The organism is Candidatus Liberimonas magnetica (assembly GCA_020523885.1).
Classification (GTDB): Bacteria; Elusimicrobiota; Endomicrobiia; order Endomicrobiales; family JAFGIL01; genus Liberimonas; species Liberimonas magnetica.
In genome coordinates, this window is sequence record JAJAPY010000011.1 from 56,533 (window position 1) to 80,373 (window position 23,841).

Below are 23,841 nucleotides of genomic sequence, written 5' to 3' on the forward strand. Positions count from 1 at the left end.
GGGAGTTATTATGTGCGGTTTATTCGGAGTCTATAACCATAAGGAAGCATTAAAACTAACCTACCTTGGCCTTTATTCGCTTCAGCACCGGGGCCAGGAAAGCGCCGGCCTTGTTGTTTCTGACGGAAAGAATGTAAATCATATCGTTGGTATGGGCCTGGCTGGCGATGTGCTGACTATGGATAAGCTTTGCAAACTCTCCGGCAATATAGCCATAGGACATGTCAGGTATTCTACGACAGGCTCATCTTTGATAAAGAACGCCCAGCCGTTTTTGATAAAACATAACAGGTATTTTCTTGCAATCGCACACAATGGGAACCTTGTCAATACGATAGACTTAAGGTATAAACTTGAATCCAGCGGCGCTATATTCCAGACTACAACGGACAGCGAACTTGTGGTCCATCTTATCGCCCGTTCGAAAAAAGAAAAAATCGAAGACAGGATAATAGAATCCTTAAAACAATTAAAAGGAGCCTATTCTTTTCTTCTTATGACGGAAGATAAGATAATAGCAGTAAGAGACCCGTATGGTTTCAGGCCGCTGGCCTTGGGTAAAATAGGGGACAGCTACGTTGTGGCTTCGGAGACCTGTGCTTTTGATATCTCGGGCGCAAAGTATGTCCGGGAAATTGAGCCGGGTGAAATGGTCGTCATAAGTAAAAAAGGGATCAGGTCAATAAATGTTTTTAAAAGCCCGCGGAAAGCTTTCTGTATTTTTGAATATATATATTTTGCAAGGCCGGACAGCAACATTTTCGGACAAAACGTATGCCTGACCCGGGAGCGGCTGGGAAGAGAGCTTGCCAGGGAATGCCCGGCAAACGCTGACATGGTCATGCCAATCCCTGATTCAGGAAACTATGCAGCTTTGGGGTTTGCCAAGGAGTCTCAGATACCGTTTAAAATGGGGATAGTAAGGAACCATTATATAGGCAGGACTTTTATACAGCCTCTTCAGGAAATGAGGGATATGAGCGTAAAACTAAAACTTAATCCGGTAAAAGATGTGATAAAAGGAAAAAGATTAGTAGTTATAGAAGACTCGATAGTAAGAGGCACTACAAGCAAAACAAGGATAAAAGCATTGAGGGAAGCCGGGGCTAAAGAGATACATATGCGGGTAAGCTGCCCGCCTTTGCGGCATCCATGTTTTTACGGGATAGATTTTCATACTAAGAAGGAACTTATAGCCGCTCAAAACAGCGTGGAAAAAATAGCAAAGATAATCGGGGTTGACAGCCTCGGGTATTTAAGCGTTGAAGGGATGTTAAAGGCGATGTTCCAGCCGAAAGATAAATTTTGTACGGCCTGTTTCAGCGGTAACTACCCGGAAATAATAAAAGGAAAAGTTTCTAAATATAACTTGGAGTAAAATAAAGGGTCAAGTAGCAAGGGTCAAGTAGTTAGGAAGTCCTTGACCCTAAACCCTTGACCCTGTGACCCTGAAGTTTCAAGGAGAAAAAAATGGCAAAATATATCATCGTAACCGGCGGGGTAGTATCATCCCTGGGTAAAGGCATAACGGCTGCATCACTTGGCAGTATTTTAAAAAGCTGCGGGTTAGAAGTGACTGTAGTTAAAATAGACCCGTACCTGAATGTAGACCCGGGCACCATGAGTCCTTTCCAGCACGGCGAGGTTTTTGTCACTGATGACGGGGCAGAGACGGACTTAGACCTCGGCCATTATGAAAGGTTCATGGATGTAAACCTGTCAAAGAACAATAATTTTACGAGCGGGGCTGTTTACGACACGATAATAACCAAAGAAAGAAAAGGTGAGTTCCTGGGCGGAACGGTACAGGTGATACCTCATGTCACAAATGAAATAAAATCACGGATACAAAAACTAGGGGTAAACCATGACGTAGTTATAGTTGAAATAGGCGGTACCACAGGAGACATAGAAGGGCTGCCGTTTTTAGAAGCGGTAAGGCAGATGGGCCACGAGCTGGGTCCCGACAATATTTGTTTTCTGCACGTAACCTTAGTGCCGTTTATTCGCGCGGCAGAAGAATTAAAAACAAAACCCACACAGCAAAGCGTTGCAAAGCTCAGGGAAATCGGAATACAGCCTCAGATACTTGTTTGCAGGACTGAAAGGCCTATCAGTAAAGAAATGAAAAAGAAGATGTCTCTTTTCTGCAACGTGCGGGAAGATGCTGTTATCGAGGAAAGGGATGTTACGCACAGCATTTATGAAGTGCCGCTGGTCCTTAAGGAACAGAACCTGGATAAACTCATACTTGAGATACTTCATCTGAAAGCAAGAAAGAGCAACCTTAAAAAATGGGAAGAATTACTTAAAAAAATAAAGAACAGGAAGAAAACCATTAACATAGTGATAGCCGGCAAATATACTGAGCTCAAGGATTCCTACAAAAGCATCTGGGAATCGCTTGTCCATGCCGGAATAAATAATAATGTTATTGTTAATATTAAATATGCTGACGTGGAAAACAGGAATTTGAAGGATGAGCTTAAAAAAGCGGACGGTATACTTGTACCGGGCGGTTTCGGAGACAGGGGAATTGAGGGTAAACTTGAAGTTGTCAGGTATGCAAGGGAGAACAAAGTTCCGTATTTCGGGCTATGCCTTGGCATGCAGATGGCCGTTATTGAGTTTGCAAGAAATATCTGCGGGTTTAAAGGCGCAAACTCTACCGAGTTTAACCCTAACACGCCGTATCCTGTTATAGACCTGATGCTTGAACAAAAGAATGTAATGCATAAGGGCGGAACTATGAGGCTCGGAAAGTATCCGTGCAGGATAAAGAGGAACTCCCTTGCGTACAAAGCATACAAATATGACCTTGTTTATGAAAGGCACCGCCACAGGTATGAGGTGAACAACGAGTTTAAAGAGATACTGCAGAAAAAAGGTTTGTTCCTGGCAGGCGAGTATGAAGAAAAAGGCCTTGTAGAGATAGTAGAACTTAAAAATCATCCGTGGTTTTTAGCAGTACAATTCCATCCCGAGTTCAAATCCAGGCCCAACAGGCCCCATCCCTTGTTCAACGATTTTATCAAAGCTTCCATAAAAAACAAATAAACCCAACTAATCCCTTCTTTCGTGTCTTTTTGTTTTTTTGCCCATAATATTGTATAATTTAATAAACTTTAATGAAAACTTTATGATACAAAACTTTAAAAAATTAGATCAATTTAATACAGAATTTATTAAAAATGAAAAGCTATCTTATCTTGAAGCTCTTTGTGTATATGAACAGCTTCATAACGAAGCTGTATCTTTGGGCATAATAAACGACCAGAATATCCTTGAAGGCATCGAAGTTAATTTGCAAATCTCAAAAATCGTTAATAGGCTAAAATGATACAGGTTCTTATAAAAAAGCTGGCCGAGGCTCTGGATAGGAATAATATCCCGTACATGGTTATTGGTGGGCAGGCGGTTTTGTTGTACGGCAGTGTTCGTTTAACAAGAGATATTAATGTTACCTTAGGTATAGGTACAGATAAGCTTGAAATAGTGAAAAAACTGTGTCGAGACTTAAACCTTTCAATGATACCCGGAAAATCTGATGAATTTGTTTATGAAACAATGGTTTTGCCTGTTGAAGAAAAAAATATTAAAATAAGGGTAGATTTTATTTTTTCTTTTTCCGAATATGAAAAACAGGCAATAAATAGAGTAAACAGGGTGATTATAGAAGATTATCCAGTCAAATTTACGTCAATGGAAGATTTGATAGTACATAAAATCTTTGCCGGCCGTGCCGTTGATTTAGAAGATATAAAAAACATATTGATAAAAAACAACGATAAAATAAATTATGAATATATCAAAAAATGCCTTAAAGAGTTTTTCAATGTTCCCGGGAAAGAGAATATGTTGAAGGATTTTATCAAATTGAAAGATAATATTGTAAAATAAGAAACATAAATATATAATTATCTTCACTGAAAATTAGATTTTACGGTCACTGGTAACTGGTTACTGTTCACTGTAAATGGGCCGGTAGTTCAGCTGGGAGAACGCATCGTTCGCAACGATGAGGTCGCCGGTTCGAATCCGGTCCGGTCCATTTTTAAAGAAAGCAAGATCAATCATGAAAGTAACTTTAATACAAGCTCCAGCCTGGGGTATAGACACGCCTCCGTTGAATTTAGCTGTTCTTGCGTCAGTCCTAAAAAAAAACGGGCACAAAGTAAATGTTATAGATATAAATAACGAGTTATATCATAAGACCGATAGCAAATATAAGGCTAAATGGGGCTCCGGGGATTTTTTGGCATGGGAAGATAGAAATTATGTTGAAAGATTTTTTGCTGAAAATAAAGGGATAATTGACCTGATCTTAAAGCAAAAAAGCCTTATAGATTCTGCTGTGGTTGGTTTTTCCATTACGTCTTCTACAAAACTGGCAAGCATGGAGCTTGCAGACAAAATTAAATTCCTGGACAAAAATAAGCTCATTGTTTTTGGCGGTTATCTCTGCGTAAGGCAAAGGCAGGCAGGCCACTTTTTAAATGAAAAAAACGTTGATGCCGTAATACTCGGAGAAGCTGAAGCCACATTTCCGGATTTTTTAAACAAGTTAGAAAAAAATAAGAAAATATCTTTCTGTAAAGGAGTTATATATAAAAAAGGCCCGGATATAATAGATTGCGGCGACAGGCCTGTCATTAAGGACCTTGACAAACTGCCTTTTCCTGATTTCGGAGTTTTTCCTTTAGATAAATACAAAAACTTCCATAAAATTCCCATGAGAGCCAGCCGGGGATGCGTTTTGGAGTGCGTCAACTGTTATTTGGATTATTCCTGGCATGAGTTCCGCACGATGAGCGGAACAAGGATCTTTGAAACCGTAAAATACCTGGCTAAAAAAACCGGGCTAAACAGCATATTTTTTTATGACGCGATTTTAAACGGGGATATGAACGTGCTTATGGAATTTTGTGAGTTGATGGCCAAATACCAGCGCAGGGCTAAAACCAGAATATCCTGGGGCGGGACAGCAGTCCCTTTACCTGAGCTTTCGCGCAAAGCTATTTTAAAAATGAAAACAGCCGGGTGCGATTATTTATATTACGGAATTCAAAGCGGTTCTCAAAGGGTGCTTGATAAGATGGGAAGGAAGTTTAATATCCTTGCCGCACAAAGGGTCATTCGTGATTCGCATGAAGCAGGTATTTTTACTCATGTGTCTTTCAGAGTAGGGTTTCCTTTAGAAACAGAAGAAGATTTTAAAAAGACCATTGAATTCGTAAAAAGGAATTCAAATTATATTGATGCAATATCCGTTCCTCCGGTTTTTGATATACCCGGGAATACGGATATTTACAGGGATTTTAAGAAATTCGGGGTTTTATCGCCTGCCGGCGGCAACTATTGGCGCACAAAAAACGGCAATACTTATCCGGAAAGGTTGCGCAGGCAGGAAGCCCTTGGCAGGACAGCAGCAAAGTTAAAAATAAAGGGTGCAGAACCGGAACTCAGTGCTTTTATGTCCCGCAAATCGTTAGACCTTGAAAGGTATCGCAAATATCTGAAGGAGCTTAAAAAAGCCGGGACATGTCTTAAAAAGCATGCTGGTGCCGTGCCGGTTAATTCCTGGCAGGTTATTAATTGAACAAGATGAAAGTAGCCTTAGTCCAAACTCCACAATGGCAAAGGAAGTTCCCGCCGCTCGGGGTCGCGCTGCTTTCAGCTGCTTTGCGCAAGGCCGGGTTTGAAGTTGAGGTCTTTGATATCAATAACACCCTTTATCATGAAGTTAAAAAAGACTACAAGGGTTTGTGGGATATCCCCAAAGCACAGCTCTGGACACAGAAAGATTTTGTCCTGAAATTTATTGAAGACAATAAAAAAGAGATATCAAAATGGGCCGGGAAAATACTGGCAAGCAAGGCTAAGGTTATAGGTTTTTCCACGCACTACAGTTCTCTTTTGATGAGCCTTGAGCTTGCCAGACTGATAAAGGCAGCGGATGTGGAAAGGGTCATAATCATCGGAGGGCCGGAATGCCTGCCCGGGAGGGCCGGCAATAGAGCGATAGAAAACGAGAACATTGACGCCGTGGTCCTGGGGGAAGCGGAAGAAACGCTGCCTGAGCTTATACGAATAATTGAAAAAAATGGGAAACCGGGTTTTTTAAAAGGGATACTGTTCAAAAAAAATAAAAAGGTTATCGACTGCGGGCCAAGGCCGGCGATAAAAAATATAAACCGCCTTGCGTTTGCGGACTTCAGTGATTTTCAATTAGGCCGGTATCTAAACTCGAATGTTTTACCCGTCTATATAGGGCGAGGCTGCCCCTACAAGTGCGTGTTTTGCACAGTAGATTCAATATGGAAAAACTTCAGGTCTCTAAAAGCTGACAGGCTGTTTAAGGAATTGGAGCATCAATTAAAATTATACAAAAATGTAGATACTCTGTATTTCTGCGATTCTATAATTAACGGAAACATTAAGGAATTAATAAGATTCTGCGATTTAATATTGAAGTACAAGACTAAAAATAGACGGTTCAAAAACCTGTCCTGGAGCGGCGAAGCAGCTCTTTGCGGCGCGATGACAAAAGAAATGCTGATAAAGATGAAACTGGCCGGGTGCGGTTCTTTAAGTTTTGGCATTGAAAGCGGCTCGCAGAAAGTGCTTAAGGACATGAGGAAACCGTTTACTATAAAAACCGCGGAAAGATTGATAAGAGATGTGTCAGAAGCAGGCATCGTCATGATAGGGGGGTTTATCGTGGGTTTTCCTACTGAGAGCAAAAAAGATTTTGAACAAACCCTGAAATTTCTAAAGAGGAACGCCGGATATTTATATATAGCTGACCCGAGCGAGACCTTTTGTTCCATAGATGAAGGCACTTATCTGTCCGGGCATTCGCAGGAATTCAATGTCCCAAGCGGCAGCCACATGCTTTTCTGGAGCACTTTTGACGGCAAAAATGATTACCCGGAAAGGGCAAAAAGGTTCAAGAGGTTTGTTCAAACAGCGGGTTTGTTGGGTATAAGGCTCGGGAACAGCGGCAGATCAGGCAGTTATTTTAAGACAGTTAATTCAAAAGCATGATAGCAGAACAAATAACGATTCAGGTTAAATATATTTGTTTTAAGATGCAAATATAAAAAATATAAGTATGAGAGGTCTTATGTCTTACGTAGTTTTTGCAAGGAAGTACCGGCCGCAAACATTTGACGATATTGTAGGGCAGGAACATATATCGCGGACACTGAAAAATGCCATTTCCGAAAACCGCGTTGCCCACGCATATCTTTTCAGCGGGCCCAGGGGCGTAGGAAAGACCACTACTGCAAGGATACTTGCAAAGGCATTGAACTGCAAAGAAGGGCCTACCGATAAACCCTGCAACAAATGTTCAAATTGCACTGAGATAGTGGCGGGAAATAATGTCGATGTCCAGGAAATCGACGGCGCATCTAACCGCGGCATTGACGAGATACGGGCTTTAAGAGATAACGTAAAATTTGCGCCTGCTTCTTCAAAATATAAAATCTATATCATAGATGAAGCCCACCAAATAACTGACGCGGCTTTTAACGCCCTTCTTAAAACGCTTGAAGAGCCGCCCCCTCACGTAGTTTTTATACTTGCAACTACGGAAGCTCAAAAGATACCGGTGACTATACTTTCGCGCTGCCAGCGGTACCGTTTTAAGCTGATTTCCTCAAAAGAAATAATCGCCCACATAGAAAAATTAATGAAAACAGAAAAATTCGAGATCGAGCAGGAAGCTTTACGGGTCATTACGGAATCCGCAGGCGGGTCCTTGCGCGACGCCTTAAGCCTGCTTGACCAGGTCGTTTCTTTTACCTCGGGAAAAGTCACTTTCAAAGATATGGAAAACCTCCTGGGTTTCCTGCCTAAAAAGATAGTATGTAGTGCTGTGACCTGCATAGCCCAAAGAGATTCCGCAAATATCCTTTCTTTGATAAAAGATATTTCGGAACAAGGATACAGCCTGGTACAGTTTGCAAGGGATTTAAGGGAACATTTCCGGCATCTTCTCTTGTATAAATTGAACAAGGACGTTCTTGAGGTTACAAAGGAAGAAGAGGAGCTGTTGAAAAGCCAAAAAGAATTATTTTCAAGCGATTGGCTTATAAGGACAGGGAACATCCTGTCTAAACTGCTTGATGAAATGCGCTGGAACGCACAGCCAAGGCTGATATTGGAGCTTTATCTGTTGAGGGTAGCCCAGCCTTATGCCTCTGTGTCCGAGTTAGTTGAAAAGCTTGAGAACCTGGAAAAAAACCTCCCAATGACAGATGAACCGGAAAAGATACAGCAGATAAAGGAAAAGATGAAGATAAAGGTAGAGATAAAGGAAGAGGAAGAAACAAAAGATAAAGCTAAAGAAGAGGCACAGGCGAGTCCAATTATTTATGATAAAGATCAAATGAGCTTATGGAAAAACGTTGTATCAGAGGCAAAGCTTGCAAGCCCCCACCTAGGGAGTGTTTTGTCGGAAGTTTTAATAAAAGGGGTGACAGGGGCCAAAATAAATTTGGCTGTAAGAAGCAATTTCCAGCAGGAAAGCATAAAACGCAACCAGGAGTTGGTTGAAAAAATAATAAAAGATATTTTCGGCAGTGAATTAAGGATCGAAACCGTTGTGGATGCAGATATACCCTCGCTGTCTTTTGAAGGACAAGAGGAAGGAATAGTCATAGATAAGGAAAACAGCCCTGCCCCAAGCAGCGATATGTACAGGCTTGAAGATGCTGTTATTGACGAAGAGAATATACCTGCTGATGTGAAAAGGGTATCCGATAAATTTCACGGGAAGATTACAAAGAAAAGGGCATCTTCATAAAGATGTCTGATCCTTTTATAAGGTAAAAGAAATGAACAGGCCGCAGTCGATCGAACGAATGATAGAGTCCTTAAGAAAACTTCCGAGTATAGGCCCCAAGATGGCTGAACGCTTGAGCTACTATATTTTAAAGTCATCGGAGGCAAGCGTAGAAGACCTGATAAATTCGATAAGACAGGCAAGAGAACTCATACATCTTTGCGACCGGTGTTATAACTTGAGTGAAGAAAACCCGTGCCCTATTTGCAAGGATGAGTCCAGGGATGCCTCTATATTATGTGTTGTAGAAACTCCTCAGGACCTGTTAGCTTTAAGCCATGTAAAAAACTATGACGGGATGTATTTTGTCTTAGGAGGGGCGCTTTCGCCTCTTGACGGGGTCGGCCCTGCTGATATAAGGGTCAAAGAGTTGATTAACCGCATCAAAAATGATAAAATAAAAGAAATAATAGTAGCTACGGATACAGATTCAAAGGGTGAAACCACGGCATTATACCTTTCAGAACAGATAAAACCTCTAAACGTCAAAGTGACCCGCCTGGGATACGGCCTGCCTGTAGGCGGAGACCTAGAATATGCTGATGAGGTAACCTTGTCCCGTGCCATAGAGGGCCGGAGAGAAATGTAATTACAGATTGGGTAGACGGGAAACGGTAAATGGGAGACGGATAGATAATGATTTTTTCCTTCTACCATCTACCTTCTACCGTTTACCTTTTATTAATTTATAAAGGAGTTAATTTATGTCAGAAATGGTAGAAATAAGATGGCATGGAAGAGGCGGGCAGGGTGCAAAGACCGCTGCGCTTCTTTTTGCAGAAGCAGCGCTTGCTACAGGAAAATATATCCAGGCTTTCCCTGAATACGGGCCTGAAAGGATGGGTGCGCCTGTCCAGTCTTTTGACAGGATAAGCGACAAGCCGATAACTCTTCATTGCGGTATCACAGAACCGGATTTTGTGGTGATACTTGATCCGACGCTCATGGACAGCGTTGCCGTAACAGACGGTTTAAAAGCGAGCGGAAAAGTGATAGTTAACACTTCTTTTTCAGCCTCAGAAATTGCAAAAAAACTGGGAATTCCTTCAAGCCAGGTCTCTGTAGTAAATGCAAGCCAGATAGCCCAGGAAACAATAGGCATGAACATACCGAACACGCCTATGCTTGGAGCACTTGTAAAAGTCATTGGTAACCTTGATATAACTGGTGTTCTTGAAGATACAAAACACAAGCTTGAGCTCAAATTCAGGCATAAACCGCAGGTCATTGAAGGAAACCTTGCATCAATAAAAAGAGCATACGAAGAAGTAAAGAATGGATAAAATATCGTCATGAGTCATGAGTAGTGGGTCATGAGCCATTGACCCAAGACACATGGCCCAGGACACATGACAGGAGTTAATAATGAAAATCGAAGAGAAAAAACCAGGTTGGAAAGAGCTCCCGATAGGAGATATCCTTGAAGCAGGTACAGCAGCAAAATTTAAAACCGGCGACTGGAGAAGCGAAAGACCTGTGTGGAACGAGAAGTTATGCATACAATGCATGTTCTGCTGGATAGGGTGCCCGGATAGTTCAGTCGTGGTTAAAGACGGCAAAATGACGGGTTTTGATTATGACCATTGTAAAGGATGCGGCATTTGTGCAAAAGAATGCCCCGTAAAACCTGTCAAAGCTATATTGATGGAAAAAGAGAAAAAATAACAAACTGTTCTGAGTAATGAGTCATGGGTTATGGGTCTTGGACCCAAGACTCAAGACACACGACTCATGACCTTTTACTTTAAGGAGTTTACAATGGTTCAGACAACATCCAAATTAAGTAAGATAGTGGCAAAAACAGGAAATGAGATAATGGCAGAAGCGATGCGCCAGATTGCGCCGGACGTAGTAGCAGCTTATCCTATCACGCCTGCAACCGAAGTAGTACAGATATTCTCCCAGTTTGTTGCGGACGGAGTTGTTCCTACCGAGTTTGTCGCGGTTGAAAGCGAACACTCAGCTATGTCCGCATGTATCGGATCCTGCGCAGCAGGTGCAAGGACGATGACGGGTACTTCGTCACAGGGTCTTGCGCTTATGTGGGAGATGCTCTACATCGCAGCGGGCCTTAGGCTTCCTATAGTGATGGCAGAAGTAAACCGCGCGCTTTCAGCGCCGATAAACATTCACGGAGACCAATCGGACACGATGGGCGCAAGGGATGCGGGATGGATACAGATCTATTCAGAGAATTCTCAGGAAGCATATGATAATATGATACAGGCTGTAAGAATAGCTGAAAAAGCCAAGCTTCCCACAATGGTGACCACTGACGGTTTTATAATCAGCCACTGCATGGAAGTTGTTGAAACGCTGCCTGATGAAGAAGTAAAAAAATTCATAGGCGAGTATAAACCGGAAAGATACCTGCTTGATATAAAGAAGCCTTTTACTCTTGGGGCTCTTGACCTTCAGGATTACTATTTTGAACACCGTTACCAGCTTGCAAAAGGTATGGAAGACGCAAAGCCGATAATAATGGAAGTAGCGAATGATTTTGCTAAACAATTCGGCAGGCAGTACGATTTCTATGAAAAATATAAAATGGATGACGCTGAGGCCGCTATCGTTATCATCGGTTCTGCTGCTGGAACTGCAAAAGTCGTGATAGATGAACTTAGGGAAAAAGGTGTAAAAGCCGGGCTTATAAAAATAAGAACCTTCAGGCCTTTTCCTCACACCGAACTGGCAAAAGACCTATCAAAGCTGAAAGCTGTCGCTGTATTGGACCGCTCTGATATGTGTGCGGGCTCCTTCGGGCCTCTTTTTACGGAAGTCACATCAGCCCTTTATGCAAACCTGAACGGCAGCGGCCCCAAGATAGTAAACTATATATACGGCCTTGGCGGAAGGGATATAATGACGGGACATTTCACAGAAGTTTTTGAAAGGTTAGGCAAAATTAAGTCAGGCGAAGCCGTAGGAAAGTTATTGGAATATATAAACTTAAGATAATAAAATCAGTCCTGAGTATTGAGTTGTGAGTTATGTGTTTCTGACTCAAGACCCAAGACTCAAGGCTCACAACATTAAGAGGAGTAAATTAAATGGCTAATTTAAAAGAACTATGTAAAAAAGAAGATTTAGTGACGGGCGGACACAGGCTTTGTGCAGGCTGCGGAGCAGGTATCATAGCCAGGCAGGCTTTGCTTGCGTCAGGCGACAAAAATATAGTTGTTACAAGCGCGACAGGATGCCTTGAAGTCGCAACCACCATATTTCCCTATAGTGCATGGAAAACGCCGTTCATACATGCAGCTTTTGAAAATTCCGGAGCCACGTGTTCCGGCGTTGAAACAGCATACAGGAGCCTTAAGAAGCAGGGCAAGATCAAGGACGATATACATTTCATCGCGTTCGGCGGCGACGGCGGTACTTACGATATCGGCTTGCAGTCACTCTCAGGTGCTATGGAACGGCGCCACAAGATGCTTTACATCTGCTATAATAACGAAGCTTATATGAATACCGGCATACAAAGAAGCGGCGCTACACCTAAAGGCGCGCATACAACAACAGCTCCTACTGGAAAAGTAAAGCAGGGAAAAGAACAGGTGCGAAAGGATTTGACAGCGATTATGGTAGCTCATGAGATACCTTTCGCTGCTCAGTCGGCTGTAGGTTACTGGAACGATTTTACGACAAAAGTTCAGAAAGCCCTGGATGTTGACGGACCCAGTTTCATAAATATATTACAGCCCTGCAGGCTTGGCTGGGGATATAAACCGGAAGACACGATGCTGCTCGGCAGGCTCGCAGTAGAAACATGCATGTGGCCTGTTTATGAAGTTGAGAACGGCAAATATAAAATTAACATAAAACCCAAAGTGAAAAAGCCGATAACCGAGTTTTTTGCCCCGCAGGTAAGGTTCAAACACCTTCTTAAAACAGAGAACAAGGCCCTCTTGGACCAGATACAGAAAGAAGTTGACGAACGCTGGGAAAAATTGCTGAAGCTTGAGAGTTGTTTCGCATAATTGACAAACAAAAATCAGATAAGTAGAATATACCAAATCAGTTATGAGTTGTGAGTAGTGAGTTCCTGGTACAGGTTCGGAAATGAGTCTTGAATTTAGTTTTGAAAAACTTGAAGTATATAAAAAATCTATAAATTTTGTTGATAGAATTTATATAGTAACAAAGTGTTTTCCTAAAGAAGAAACATTCGGACTCACGAATCAAATTAGGCGAGCTTCTGTCTCTATAGCATTAAATATAGCTGAAGGTACTTCCAGGAACGGGAAAGATTTTACTAGATTTCTTGATATAGCTAAGGGCTCTGTGTTTGAATGTGTAGCAATAATACAGATATCAAAAAATCAAGGGTACATCCAGGAAAAAGATTTTTTGTTGTTAAAACAAGAGCTAGATGCGATATCGAGAATGCTTAGCGGCTTAAAAAACTCGGTTAATTAATTTTTTACTCAAGCAACACAGAACACAATACACATAACTGTAGTTGAGATTCTGGCGTAGCTCAATGGATGCGTGTCCTGACGAATAAGTCAGGACAGGTACGCAGGCCGCCGAGACGGTGAGGCGGCAGGAGGAGCAAGCTCCAACGTTGAGCAAATCAAAGAAAGCTAAAAAAATAATAGATATAATAAATAACCGTGTTTGATTCTGGCGTAGCTCAACGGTGGAGCATCCGGCTGTCAGTAGGCAGCTTTCCCGTGAAAGCGGGATTGAAAAAGTGGGTGAATTCAGGGAACCCTGATTACCGCAAGGTGTAAGGCAATCCTGAGCCAAGCCCCGATATTTTTTCGGGGAAGGTGCAGAGACTAGACCGAAAGGTCGTAGTGCCAAATAATTGGTACGAAGCGCCCGCTCTCCTTATGTTGGAGAATGAGATAGTCCAAGCCTTAAAGAAATTTAAGGGACACTTGTAACCGGAGGGTTGTAGGTTCGAATCCTACCGCCAGAGTTTATTTTTTAAAACATATTGAAATATCAATAAGTATTAACTATTTACAAAATTGACCCCTGGTAGGACTTTGGTTGATTTTGCAATATGAAAGCAACAGGTTCGAATCTGTTGCTTTTTTGTTTATACCAATAGCTGTCTTTTAGTAATAAAGTCCTTGAAAATATGTAAAAACGGCGTATACTTATATTGATGATGTTGAATAGATAAAGGCAAACCCGGAGAAATCCGGGGACGCAAAGCCACGGGTTCTAACCATTTTTATGGAAGGATAGCCGGGTTACCGGGGTCAACATGTCAGTCTATAGAGGGGATAGGACTAATTTTTATTTATGTGTAAATTATTCCTATCTCTTTTTTTTATATTATAGAGAAACATTTTACTTGTAATGTTGAATAGATAAAGGCAAACTCCGAGAAATCGGAGGACGCAAAGCCACGGGTCCTAACCATTTTTGTGGAAGGATAGCCGGGTTACCGGGGTCAACATGTTCAAATACAATAGAGGTGGGACTAATTTTTTCTATTTGAATAAATTATTTCTATCTCTATTTTTTTTATTATATGGTTCTTATTCTGTTGTATTTGCCGGCTATGGAGTTATCTGTGGAATAGTGACGAAGTTGGACGGTGTGACAACAGTAGGCGGAGCAGTGATAGAGCTGGTGCAGTCTGGTGTAGTTAAGTACAGTGCTGTGTGTGATGGGAACGGTAATTATATGATGACAGTGGCGCCTGGTACGTACGATGTGAGGGCGTCATCGGCAATATACTACACGCAGACAAAGATCGGTACAGGGATAAGCAGCGGTGACAATGTGGTTGTGAACTTTGCATTAGCGCCGAAGGTGTATAGCGGTGTGATATCCGGGAAGATAACGAGTGCGGACGGGGTGTCGGCGATACCCGGGGGGCTGATAGAGGTAATGAAAGGCGGTGTAGTAAAGAAGTTCATGATGGTGGATTTAAGCGGGAACTATTCAATAGTAGTAGATACAGGCACATATGATGTAAGGGCATGTTATACAGGGTATCAGGAACAGATAAAGAGCGGATATGTAGTGACATCTACGGTGACGGTAAATTTTGCGTTATCGGTAGTAGTTCCAGATCAAAGCTCGACAAAACCGATAATCAGGACGGTAGCAGGTACGTTATATACAGGGAGCTGGGCAAACGGGATCTATGGACTTGCAGCGCAATTAGGCTCTGTAAATGGGATAGCTTCGGACGGGAAAGGTAATGTGTATATAGTTGAGGGTGATAATTATAGGGTGAGGAAGGTGAATGCAGCCGGGATAATAACAGCTTTTGCCGGGACTGGTGCAGAGGGCTATTCAGGTGACGGAGGTCCAGCGACATCAGCGATGATATATAGGCCGTGTGGAATAGCGGTAGACGTGACAGGGAATGTATATATAGCCGATTCTTATAACAATCGAGTAAGGAAAGTAGATAGTTCAGGGATAATAACGACATTTGCGGGCAACGGGTCTATGGGTTATTCAGGTGACGGAGGTTCAGCGACATCAGCGGCGCTGGCAAGGCCGTTTGGTATAGCGGTGGACGGGTCAGGGAATGTATATATAAGTGATAGTTATAATAACCGAATAAGGAAAGTGAACAGTGCGGGGATAATAAGTACGGTAGCAGGAACAGGTGAAGGAGGATATTCCGGTGATGGAGGTCCAGCGACATCAGCCAAGTTAAATCAACCTTACGGAATAGCTGTGGATGGGACAGGGAATGTATATATAGCTGATAACAGACGAATAAGGAAAGTGGATAGTACAGGCATAATAAGTACATTTGCAGGGGCAGGAGGTTCCGGGTATACAGGAGATGGCGGGATGGCGACATCTGTTAACTTGGATAGGGTTCAATGGGTGGCAGTAGACGGGTCCGGGAATGTATATGTAAGTAAACTTGGATATGATAGGGTAGGTAAAATAAATTCATCAGGCGTGATGACATATTTTGCAGGAGGAGGGTATAGTTCCGCAGACGGGATAGATCCTGCATTGTCTGAACTTATGAGTCCTTATGGGACAGTGGCAGTAGATTATTCCGGTAATGTGTATATTTCAGAATATTCTAGAAATCCCAGAGTGAGGAAGGTTGATCTTGAAGATCCGTCTGTCCAGTACGGCATAATTTGCGGCAGGTTAACGAAGCCAGATGGGACTGCGGCATCAGGCGTAGTTGTAGAATTGGTAGGATCGAATGATGTCAAATATAGAGAAACAACAGACGAGAACGGGAATTATTTACTAAAAGTAGCACCAGGGACTTATAATTTAGTAGCAGTATCTGAATGTTATTATGAGCAAATACAGACAGGCAATGTTGTAGCTAATGGCGATAACGTGATAGCAAATATGACGGTTTCTCAAAAACCTCAAATTGGCATGATATCAGGAAAAGTTACTAAAGCAGATGGTACAACAGAGTTAAGCGGAGTGATAATAAAAATATTACAATCAGGTGTTATAAAATCAAGTACAACGACGAATTCAACAGGCAACTATTCAATAACAATAGGGACAGGGACTTATGATGTAAAGGTATTTTCGACAGGATATTATTCAGACACGAAAACCGGATATAGTGTAACCAATGGTTCAACTGTAACGGTTAATTTTGCGCTTATTCAAATCCCACAAAAAGGAATTATTTTCGGCAAAGTAACTAAATCTGATTGTACAACAGTTTTATCAGGTGCGATAATTCAAGCATTACAATCTGGTTTTTTGAAATCAAGCGCCACAACAGATGGAAACGGGAATTATTCAATAACGGTTAGTACTGGGAGTTATGATATTAGTGCTGCATTATCGGGTTACGAGTCACAGACAAAGAACACCTATAGTGTAACCAAAGGTTCTACAGTTACAGTTAATTTTTCACTTATACAAATTCCACAAAAAGGGATAATCTCAGGTAAAGTAACAAAATTAGAAGGCATACCCATAAGCGGAGCATTAGTAAATGTATTACAGTCTAACATCATAAAATCCAACGCTATAACAAATGCATCAGGCGATTATTCGGTAATAATAGGAACAGGCACTTATGATATTGCCGTGTCATTTTCCGGATATCAAGCACAAGCAAAAAGTAATTATTTTGTGGCCAATGGTTCTACAATAACAGTAAATTTTGCACTTACTCAGATTCCACAAAATGGGATACTTTTAGGCAAAGTAACTAAATCTGATGGTACAACAGTTTTATCAGGTGCGATAATTCAAGCATTACAATCAAATGTTTTAAAATCAAGCGCTACAACGAACATAGATGGAAATTATTCAATCACTATTTGTACTGGTAGTTATGATGTTAGTGCATCATTATCGGGTTATGAATCACAGATAAAAACCGGGTATAGCATAACTTATGGTTCCACTGTAACAGTAAATCTTGAATTAACTCAAGTTTCTCCTCCTACCGATACTGCGCCGCCTGATGATAATCCAAATATTCCTCCAGAACCAGAAACTGGGCTCCAAGCGCTGGAAAATAAATGGTCAAGATGGGATCTTATGGCCTGGGGTGATGCTATTCTTGACATAGCATCTTACAATAAGAATATATACTTAAGCGGATATACAATTGGGAATTATGATGGAAATCATAACCATGGGAAAAAAGATGTTTTTTTAAAAAAATATGATACGGAAGGAAATAAATTATGGTCAAAACTGCTCGGAACAACAGCTAATGATATTGGTTTCTCGCTGGCAGTTAATAATACTGGCAACATCTATATTGCCGGGAATACTGAAGGAACTTACGAATTAAATACAAGTTCTGGTTCAGGTGATATATTTATTGCCAAATACGATTCGTCAGGCAATAATGAATGGGTCAGGCAAAAAGGAAGTTCAAATATAGACTATGCAAATGGCATAGCAATTGATAGTAATAACAATTTATATGTAACTGGATATACAAATGGGAGTATGGATGGGATTAAAAACACCGGAGGTAAGGATATATTCCTTATTAAGTACGATAATTCAGGAAATAGAAAATGGACCAAATTACTTGGTTCAACATTGGATGACATTGGACAATGCCTGACAATCGACAGATACAACAATATTTATATAGCCGGGTGCACAGAGGGCAATTTGAATGGTAATTTAAATGCTGGTGGAAAAGATATATTTGTTGCAAAATATGACGTTTCAGGAAATATGGTATGGTGTAAACAATTCGGCTCGCAGGTAGAAGATATTTGTAGTAAAGTAAAAGTCGACGGTGCAGGGAACGTTTACTTGTTAGGAACTACAGCAGGATTGTTTGATGGTAACAAAAATTATGGAGCCATTGATATTCTCTTAATAAAAATAGATCCATCCGGAAGTAAATTCTGGTCAAAACAATTCGGTACTACAAGCAGTGATATTGCAACCGGGTTAGCGATTGGTTGTAATAGTATCTACATATGTGGATTTACAAGAGGTTGCGTTGGAGTAAAGATTATTGGAGGAGTAGATTTCTTTATTCTAAAAACAGATCTTGCTGGAAATGTCTTATGTGTAAAACAAGATGGAAAAAATACTGATGAAACTACTTATGGATTAACTCTTGATGGATCTGAAAATATATATTTATCAATGAACAGTTCTGGCATGAAAGATGTTTCATTTAATGGAGAGGAATTTATTGGGAGTGGTGTTTACTGTAGTGCTGGGACTAAAGGTGGCACGCGGGCTTTTGCTACCGAGACTGGTTTATTGAAATACATTAAAATAAAGACACCTACTTTTGGAATAATTTCAGGTAAAGTGACAAAATTAGATGGCACTACAGCGATATGTGGGGCGATAGTTAATGCATCACAATCAAGTGTTGTTAAATCAAGTGCCACAACAAATGCAACAGGAAATTATTTAATAACTTTAGGTACCGGTACTTATGACCTTAGCGTCTCATCTTCAGGTTATCAATCACAGTTAAAAACCGGATATAGTGTAACCAATGGTTCTACTGTAACGGTGCATTTTTTGCTCCAACCGATGCAGGATACCACTGCTCCGTCCATTCCCATATTAACTTGTCCGCTTAATAATTGGGCAACCGCACAAACAACAATTAGTTTTGATTGGCAAGATTCTACTGATACAGTATCCGGAGTTGCTGGCTATGAACTGCAGCTTTCCACTAACAATCAATTCAAAGGTTCATATTGCATTACCACTTCTGTGGTTTCACAGATAAAACTTACTAATATTGTGCCGAACTCATATTATTGGCATGTAAGGGCGAAAGATAATAAAGACAATTATTCAGACTGGTCGGATGCAAGGTTATTGAATATTAAATTCATTCCCATACCTGTGCCAGCGGATAATGTTCCACCTGCCTCAATGACAGGGCTTTTAGCAAAACAGGGCAAGAATGAGGGGGAAATTATCCTCACTTGGTCAAGCCCGGGAGATGATAATTGGACTGGTGTACTTTCTTGCGGTTCTCAGTTTAGGATACAGTATTCAACACTCTCAACAGTAGGTTGGTCATACAAATCTGCTCAAATATCGGTATCGGTATCCAGTGGTTTGCCTAATTCAAGTACGTCATATACTGTTCAGGGGCTGGAGCAAGGAAAAGAATATTATTTTCGCAACTGGTATTGCGATGAAGTGCAAAACTGGTCTGAAGCATCAAATGTCGTAGTATCGAAAGCTCAAGTATATCAAGGGGTAACAGCTCCCAAATATTTCAACGGAAAAGCGCTTTCAACTAGCTCAATTCTATGGAAGTGGGAAGATACTACCAAAAATGAGAACGGGTATAAAATACTAAATTCATCACGGGTAATGGTTTCCGGAGAACTTGCTCCGAACACTACTTCATGGATAGAATCAAACCTTTTGCCAAATACATCCTATTTCCGTTATGCCCATGTCTTTAATCAAATTAATGCTTTAAATTCTGATCCATGCGTTGTATTTACACAGGCGAACATACCTTCCGGACTGGTTATTCTTAACAAGAACATAACATCCATTGAAATGTCTTGGAAAGGCAACGGAATATGTTACGCAGTTGAAAGATCTACAGACACTCTTGAGTGGACATATTCCAAAACATGGCAGGATAACTTATATGTTACAACTTATACCGATACCGGACTTGTAAGTGATACCTCATACTATTACAGAATACGCGCATACAATGGTGATAAGGAAATAACGGAGCCTTGCAAATATATAACTGTCAAAACCAAGAGAGCGCCGCCACAGCCGGTTTCAAACCTAACTACTGAATCATTGGATAACGCGAAAATCCTCTTAACCTGGGGTTTCTCTTCATCAGGTGATATTTCCCATTACAATATCTATTATTCAACTAATCCAGACTTTATTGATTTTTCTTCACCTAAAGGTGTTGTCAAAGGCACAGATGGGCAATGGATTTCTCCAAAACTTACTAATAAGGTAGTTTATTATTTTGTTGTACGCGCCCTGGATGCATACGAAAATGAAGAACAGAACAAGAACTTTGTGAGTGCAACGGCTCTGAAGAATGTGTCCGGATTGGTAAAAGCTGCTATTAAGACACCACAGAACGGAAAAAAAGTTTCAGGTAATTTGCTTATGGTCATGGCAGAAGTTGTATCCGGTGATATCGCAAATACTAAAGATATCCTTTTTGAATTTAAAACTGATGTTGAAACTGCCTGGCATAAAATTCCCGCTGCGAATGTCAACCATCCAAATCCGGATAATGATGCTCCGTATTTCATGCACTGGGATGTAAATAGTATGCCGCAGGGGAAGTATTTGCTAAGGGCTGTGGCATGCGATATTGAAGATGTAAACGACTGCTCGCCCGGATATATCACTATAGAAATTGATAATAGTGACCCCGACGTAATGGAAACCAAAGGTAATGACGGACAACAGGTCAAGAAAGAAAAAATAGATAATTCAATAGATACTACTGTAAAAATAGGTGATGAAAATACAAATGCGTTCACGCAAGTTATAATTCCAAACGGTGCAATTGATACTGTGGCGACAAAAATATTCGTAACGGTCAATCCCATAAACACAGTAGCTTTACCTGAAAACGTTGTTTCAATAAACGAGTATCGTGAAATAAAGCTTGATAACGGCGCAAAAGTCAGCGGCCAGGTGACCCTTGTTATCCCATACGATGATGATAACAATGATAAAATTGTGGATGGAACTGATATCCCGGTTTCAATTCTTAAAGTATTTGCCTACAGCGCAGAAACAAGGAAGTGGGAAAAGCTTCCCACACAGATAGACGCAGAAAATAAGACTGCAGCAGGTATAACAACACATTTTTCGCTCTTTGCCATTTTCAGCGCCCCGCCGCTAACCTATGATAACATAAGGGCTTATCCTAATCCGTACAAACCCGGCAAAGGGCATTCCTATATTAAGTTCGATAACCTTACAATGCACACAAGGATACAGATTTTCACTATTGCAGGTGAAATTGTTTTTGAAAAAGATGACATCAATATCGGAGAATATTCCTGGAATGTAAAAAATCAATCGGGAAATGATGTTGCAAGCGGCGTTTACATTTGTTTGATGATCAATGATAAAGGCGATAAGAAGATTGTTAAGGTAGCGGTAATACGATGAAAATAATAAAACTTCTTACTATCATTTCTATAATCATGTTGCCTGCTCTGGTTTATGCTGTTGACAATGATGCAGGAACGTCGAGCTTTCAGTTCTTAAAAATAGGTGTCGGGGCCAGGCAGGCAGCGCTGGGAGATGCTTTTAGTGCGGTTGACAATGATGTCAATGCCATATTCTGGAATCCTGCTGGTATTGGGCGCACAATCAAACCTCAATTGAGTTTCTCGCGTAACCAATGGCTGGGAGAAATCGATGAGCAGTGTGTTGCAGGCTGCTACCCTACACGGTATGGAACTTTTGGTGTAGGCGCCATGTATCTATCTATGAATGACCTTATTGGTTATGATATTGACTCACTGGGTAATCCTGTAAAAATATCAGATTTTACTTCCCGTGATATGGCAGGAATTATATCTTATGGCATTAAGGCCGGTAATCTTTCGTTAGGTGTTAATGCAAAAATGGTTCAGGAAGAAATAGAAACGATGGTAGCTAAAGGCTCACTAATGGATGCAGGGATACAGTTCCGGATAAAACACCACACAACACTGGGACTTTCAGTTCAAAATATAGGGCCAAGCATCAAATTTATAGAGAGATCTGAATCTGTTCCACTTAACATTAAGGCAGGTATTGCATCCAGGTTTATAAATGAGAACTTCCTTATTGTAGCAGATGTCAATAAATCCTCAGATGGAGAATTGCAGCCATGTGTTGGTGTAGAATACACCATTCATAATATAGTTGCTTTTAGAGCGGGTTATAACAACAAAAACTCTTTAAGCAGCGGTATAACTATGGGTGCAGGGTTTAGTTTTTCTGGCTGGATTATAGATTATGCATTCATCCCTTATGGAAACTTGGGTAATGTTAACAGAATAAGCATTTCGCTCAAGCTTTAATTTGTTTGCCGATTAATTTAGCCAATTGCTTGTAAAATCAAAGCTGTTTTGATTAGAAATGTCCCCGAAATAGGTTCGAACATCGTTCAGCCAGGGGAGTTTATTGCTTTAAGTTCCGACGATAAACCATCTATTTTCAGTCGATAAACGATTGGGAATGGATGGTTTATGTTGTTTTTGCGAAAAAGATTGTAAAGAGTATTGCTATAACCAGAAAAACTTCTACATTTAAGTTAGTGTAGTTAGTGAAGCCAGGCACGTTTCTTTATAAACATTACAAAATAATTGCTGTGTTGTTGGGAAACAAAAGGATATTGGAAAAAATTAGAAATAAATTATTGCCATCAATAAGTCAAGAAAATATTTATTCAATGTTTCTGGGTGAAAAATAGAAAGAAAGTAAAAACGGTGAAAACGCTGTCACCTATGCCGAAATGGTGCCGGCCCTCCTTCGTCCCGCTTTGCGGAACTACGGAAGGACACAGCATGACTTTTATAGGAGACTTTAGGGACATTGTTAGGAAATACGGTATTGAAAATCCAGGGACGGTTTTGATGAAAGCATATATTCTGATAGTCGCTTTGTTTGCCTTTCCGTCAATTGTGACTGGCGCGCAGAAGTTGCCAGATATTAAGACTGTTGATTACGTGGATATAAACCGCTATATGGGCACATGGTACGAGGTCGCCAGGATAACCCACTGGTTTGAGAAGGGGTTGGTGAGCTGTACGGCCAATTACAAGCTGCTCGACAACGGCAAAGTGCAGGTATTAAACACTGGTCACAGGCGCACGCCTGACGGTAAGATAAAACTCGCGCGTGGCAAAGCCTACGTTGCCGACAAACAAACTAATGCCAAGCTGAAGGTCACTTTTTTCTGGCCGTTCTATGGCGATTATTGGATAATCGAGCTGGGGAAAGACTACGAGTACGCAGTGGTCGGCGGGCCGGGCCGGAAATACTTTTGGGTGCTATCACGAACGCCTGACATGTCGCCCGAAGTGTACAATGCCATCATTGAAAAGGCGAAGGCTCAGGGTTACGACCTAAGCAAAATCGAGAAGATGCATTAAAATAAAAACATGAGATATTTGGGTTTATGACGTAATATCGAAACTGATATATTTTGTAAAGTTGCTGAAAATAGGTGAAATATAATGATAACTGTTAAGGAGAATACTACGCTAGTGGGGGTGTCCGAACTGCGGGACAATTTGGATAAAATACTTAACAAGACTAGGGAAAGTCTTGTTATTATTGAAAAAAGTCATAAACCGGTTGTGGTATTAATGTCAAATAAGGAGTACAATAAGATGACTAAGATGGTTAAAATAGCCGAAGATATAATTCTTGGGGTCATTGCAAAGGAAAGGTTATTGAATAGCAAAAATGAAGATTTCGTTGATATAGAAAAATTAATATAATCATGGATGAAGAGCTCCAGAGCTAGTTAATTAGTTTAGTGAGCAAAGAATTTGACATAAGACTTAAAAATTAAAAACAATATTTAGTAGTAGACTTTAAAATAAAGT

17 protein-coding genes, 1 tRNA gene and 2 riboswitches are annotated in these 23,841 nt (G+C 40.8%); all 18 genes read left to right on the top strand.

The annotated features are described in order from the left end of the window. The first annotated feature begins 10 nt into the window (after positions 1 to 10). Complete coding sequence (gene purF / locus LHV68_09335; protein MCB4792077.1) at positions 11 to 1,378, top strand: amidophosphoribosyltransferase; 1,368 nt, start codon at positions 11 to 13, stop codon at positions 1,376 to 1,378. 92 nt (positions 1,379 to 1,470) lie between these two features. Beyond that, complete coding sequence (locus LHV68_09340) at positions 1,471 to 3,057, top strand: CTP synthase (protein ID MCB4792078.1); 1,587 nt, start codon at positions 1,471 to 1,473, stop codon at positions 3,055 to 3,057. A gap of 82 nt (positions 3,058 to 3,139) precedes the next feature. Continuing rightward, positions 3,140 to 3,340, top strand: a complete 201-nt coding sequence (locus LHV68_09345; protein ID MCB4792079.1) for a hypothetical protein — start codon at positions 3,140 to 3,142, stop codon at positions 3,338 to 3,340. Then, the gene (locus LHV68_09350; GenBank protein ID MCB4792080.1) at positions 3,337 to 3,900 is read left to right on the top strand and encodes a nucleotidyltransferase; all 564 of its coding nucleotides are present in this window, start codon (positions 3,337 to 3,339) and stop codon (positions 3,898 to 3,900) included. The genes LHV68_09345 and LHV68_09350 overlap by 4 nt, the downstream gene beginning before the upstream one ends. Before the next feature lie 78 nt (positions 3,901 to 3,978). Further along, positions 3,979 to 4,051, top strand: a tRNA-Ala gene (locus LHV68_09355). Positions 4,052 to 4,075: 24 nt separating this feature from the next. Further along, positions 4,076 to 5,599, top strand: coding sequence for a B12-binding domain-containing radical SAM protein (locus tag LHV68_09360; protein ID MCB4792081.1), 1,524 nt, complete (start codon positions 4,076 to 4,078; stop codon positions 5,597 to 5,599). A gap of 5 nt (positions 5,600 to 5,604) precedes the next feature. Continuing rightward, the gene (locus tag LHV68_09365; GenBank protein MCB4792082.1) at positions 5,605 to 7,047 is read left to right on the top strand and encodes a B12-binding domain-containing radical SAM protein; all 1,443 of its coding nucleotides are present in this window, start codon (positions 5,605 to 5,607) and stop codon (positions 7,045 to 7,047) included. Between the two features lie 79 nt (positions 7,048 to 7,126). After that, positions 7,127 to 8,812 carry a DNA polymerase III subunit gamma/tau gene (gene dnaX, locus LHV68_09370; GenBank protein MCB4792083.1) on the top strand — a complete coding sequence of 562 codons (1,686 nt, stop codon included), beginning with the start codon at positions 7,127 to 7,129 and terminating at the stop codon, positions 8,810 to 8,812. 31 nt (positions 8,813 to 8,843) lie between these two features. Beyond that, positions 8,844 to 9,440 (top strand): recombination mediator RecR, encoded by a 597-nt coding sequence (gene recR, locus LHV68_09375; protein ID MCB4792084.1) that lies wholly within the window; start codon positions 8,844 to 8,846, stop codon positions 9,438 to 9,440. Positions 9,441 to 9,555: 115 nt separating this feature from the next. Then, entirely contained in the window at positions 9,556 to 10,134 is a 579-nt protein-coding gene (locus LHV68_09380; protein MCB4792085.1) for a 2-oxoacid:acceptor oxidoreductase family protein, read from the top strand. An 82-nt stretch (positions 10,135 to 10,216) separates the two neighbouring features. After that, a complete protein-coding gene (locus LHV68_09385) occupies positions 10,217 to 10,516 on the top strand; it encodes a 4Fe-4S binding protein (GenBank protein ID MCB4792086.1) in 300 nt (99 codons plus the stop codon). Between the two features lie 93 nt (positions 10,517 to 10,609). After that, positions 10,610 to 11,809, top strand: coding sequence for a pyruvate ferredoxin oxidoreductase (gene porA, locus LHV68_09390; protein ID MCB4792087.1), 1,200 nt, complete (start codon positions 10,610 to 10,612; stop codon positions 11,807 to 11,809). A 92-nt stretch (positions 11,810 to 11,901) separates the two neighbouring features. Then, a complete protein-coding gene (locus LHV68_09395) occupies positions 11,902 to 12,831 on the top strand; it encodes a thiamine pyrophosphate-dependent enzyme (GenBank protein ID MCB4792088.1) in 930 nt (309 codons plus the stop codon). A gap of 82 nt (positions 12,832 to 12,913) precedes the next feature. Continuing rightward, positions 12,914 to 13,270 (top strand): four helix bundle protein, encoded by a 357-nt coding sequence (locus tag LHV68_09400; protein MCB4792089.1) that lies wholly within the window; start codon positions 12,914 to 12,916, stop codon positions 13,268 to 13,270. Positions 13,271 to 13,979: 709 nt separating this feature from the next. Next, positions 13,980 to 14,066: riboswitch (cyclic di-GMP riboswitch) on the top strand. 107 nt (positions 14,067 to 14,173) lie between these two features. Then, a riboswitch (cyclic di-GMP riboswitch) is annotated at positions 14,174 to 14,260 on the top strand. Between the two features lie 132 nt (positions 14,261 to 14,392). After that, positions 14,393 to 21,406 (top strand): carboxypeptidase regulatory-like domain-containing protein, encoded by a 7,014-nt coding sequence (locus LHV68_09405; protein ID MCB4792090.1) that lies wholly within the window; start codon positions 14,393 to 14,395, stop codon positions 21,404 to 21,406. After that, positions 21,403 to 22,308: a PorV/PorQ family protein gene (locus LHV68_09410; protein ID MCB4792091.1), complete on the top strand. Its 906-nt coding sequence runs from the start codon at positions 21,403 to 21,405 to the stop codon at positions 22,306 to 22,308. Before LHV68_09405 ends, LHV68_09410 begins: the two co-directional genes overlap by 4 nt. 486 nt (positions 22,309 to 22,794) lie before the next feature. Then, positions 22,795 to 23,382: a lipocalin family protein gene (locus LHV68_09415; protein MCB4792092.1), complete on the top strand. Its 588-nt coding sequence runs from the start codon at positions 22,795 to 22,797 to the stop codon at positions 23,380 to 23,382. A gap of 84 nt (positions 23,383 to 23,466) precedes the next feature. Further along, positions 23,467 to 23,733: a type II toxin-antitoxin system Phd/YefM family antitoxin gene (locus LHV68_09420; protein MCB4792093.1), complete on the top strand. Its 267-nt coding sequence runs from the start codon at positions 23,467 to 23,469 to the stop codon at positions 23,731 to 23,733. Positions 23,734 to 23,841: the final 108 nt, after the last annotated feature.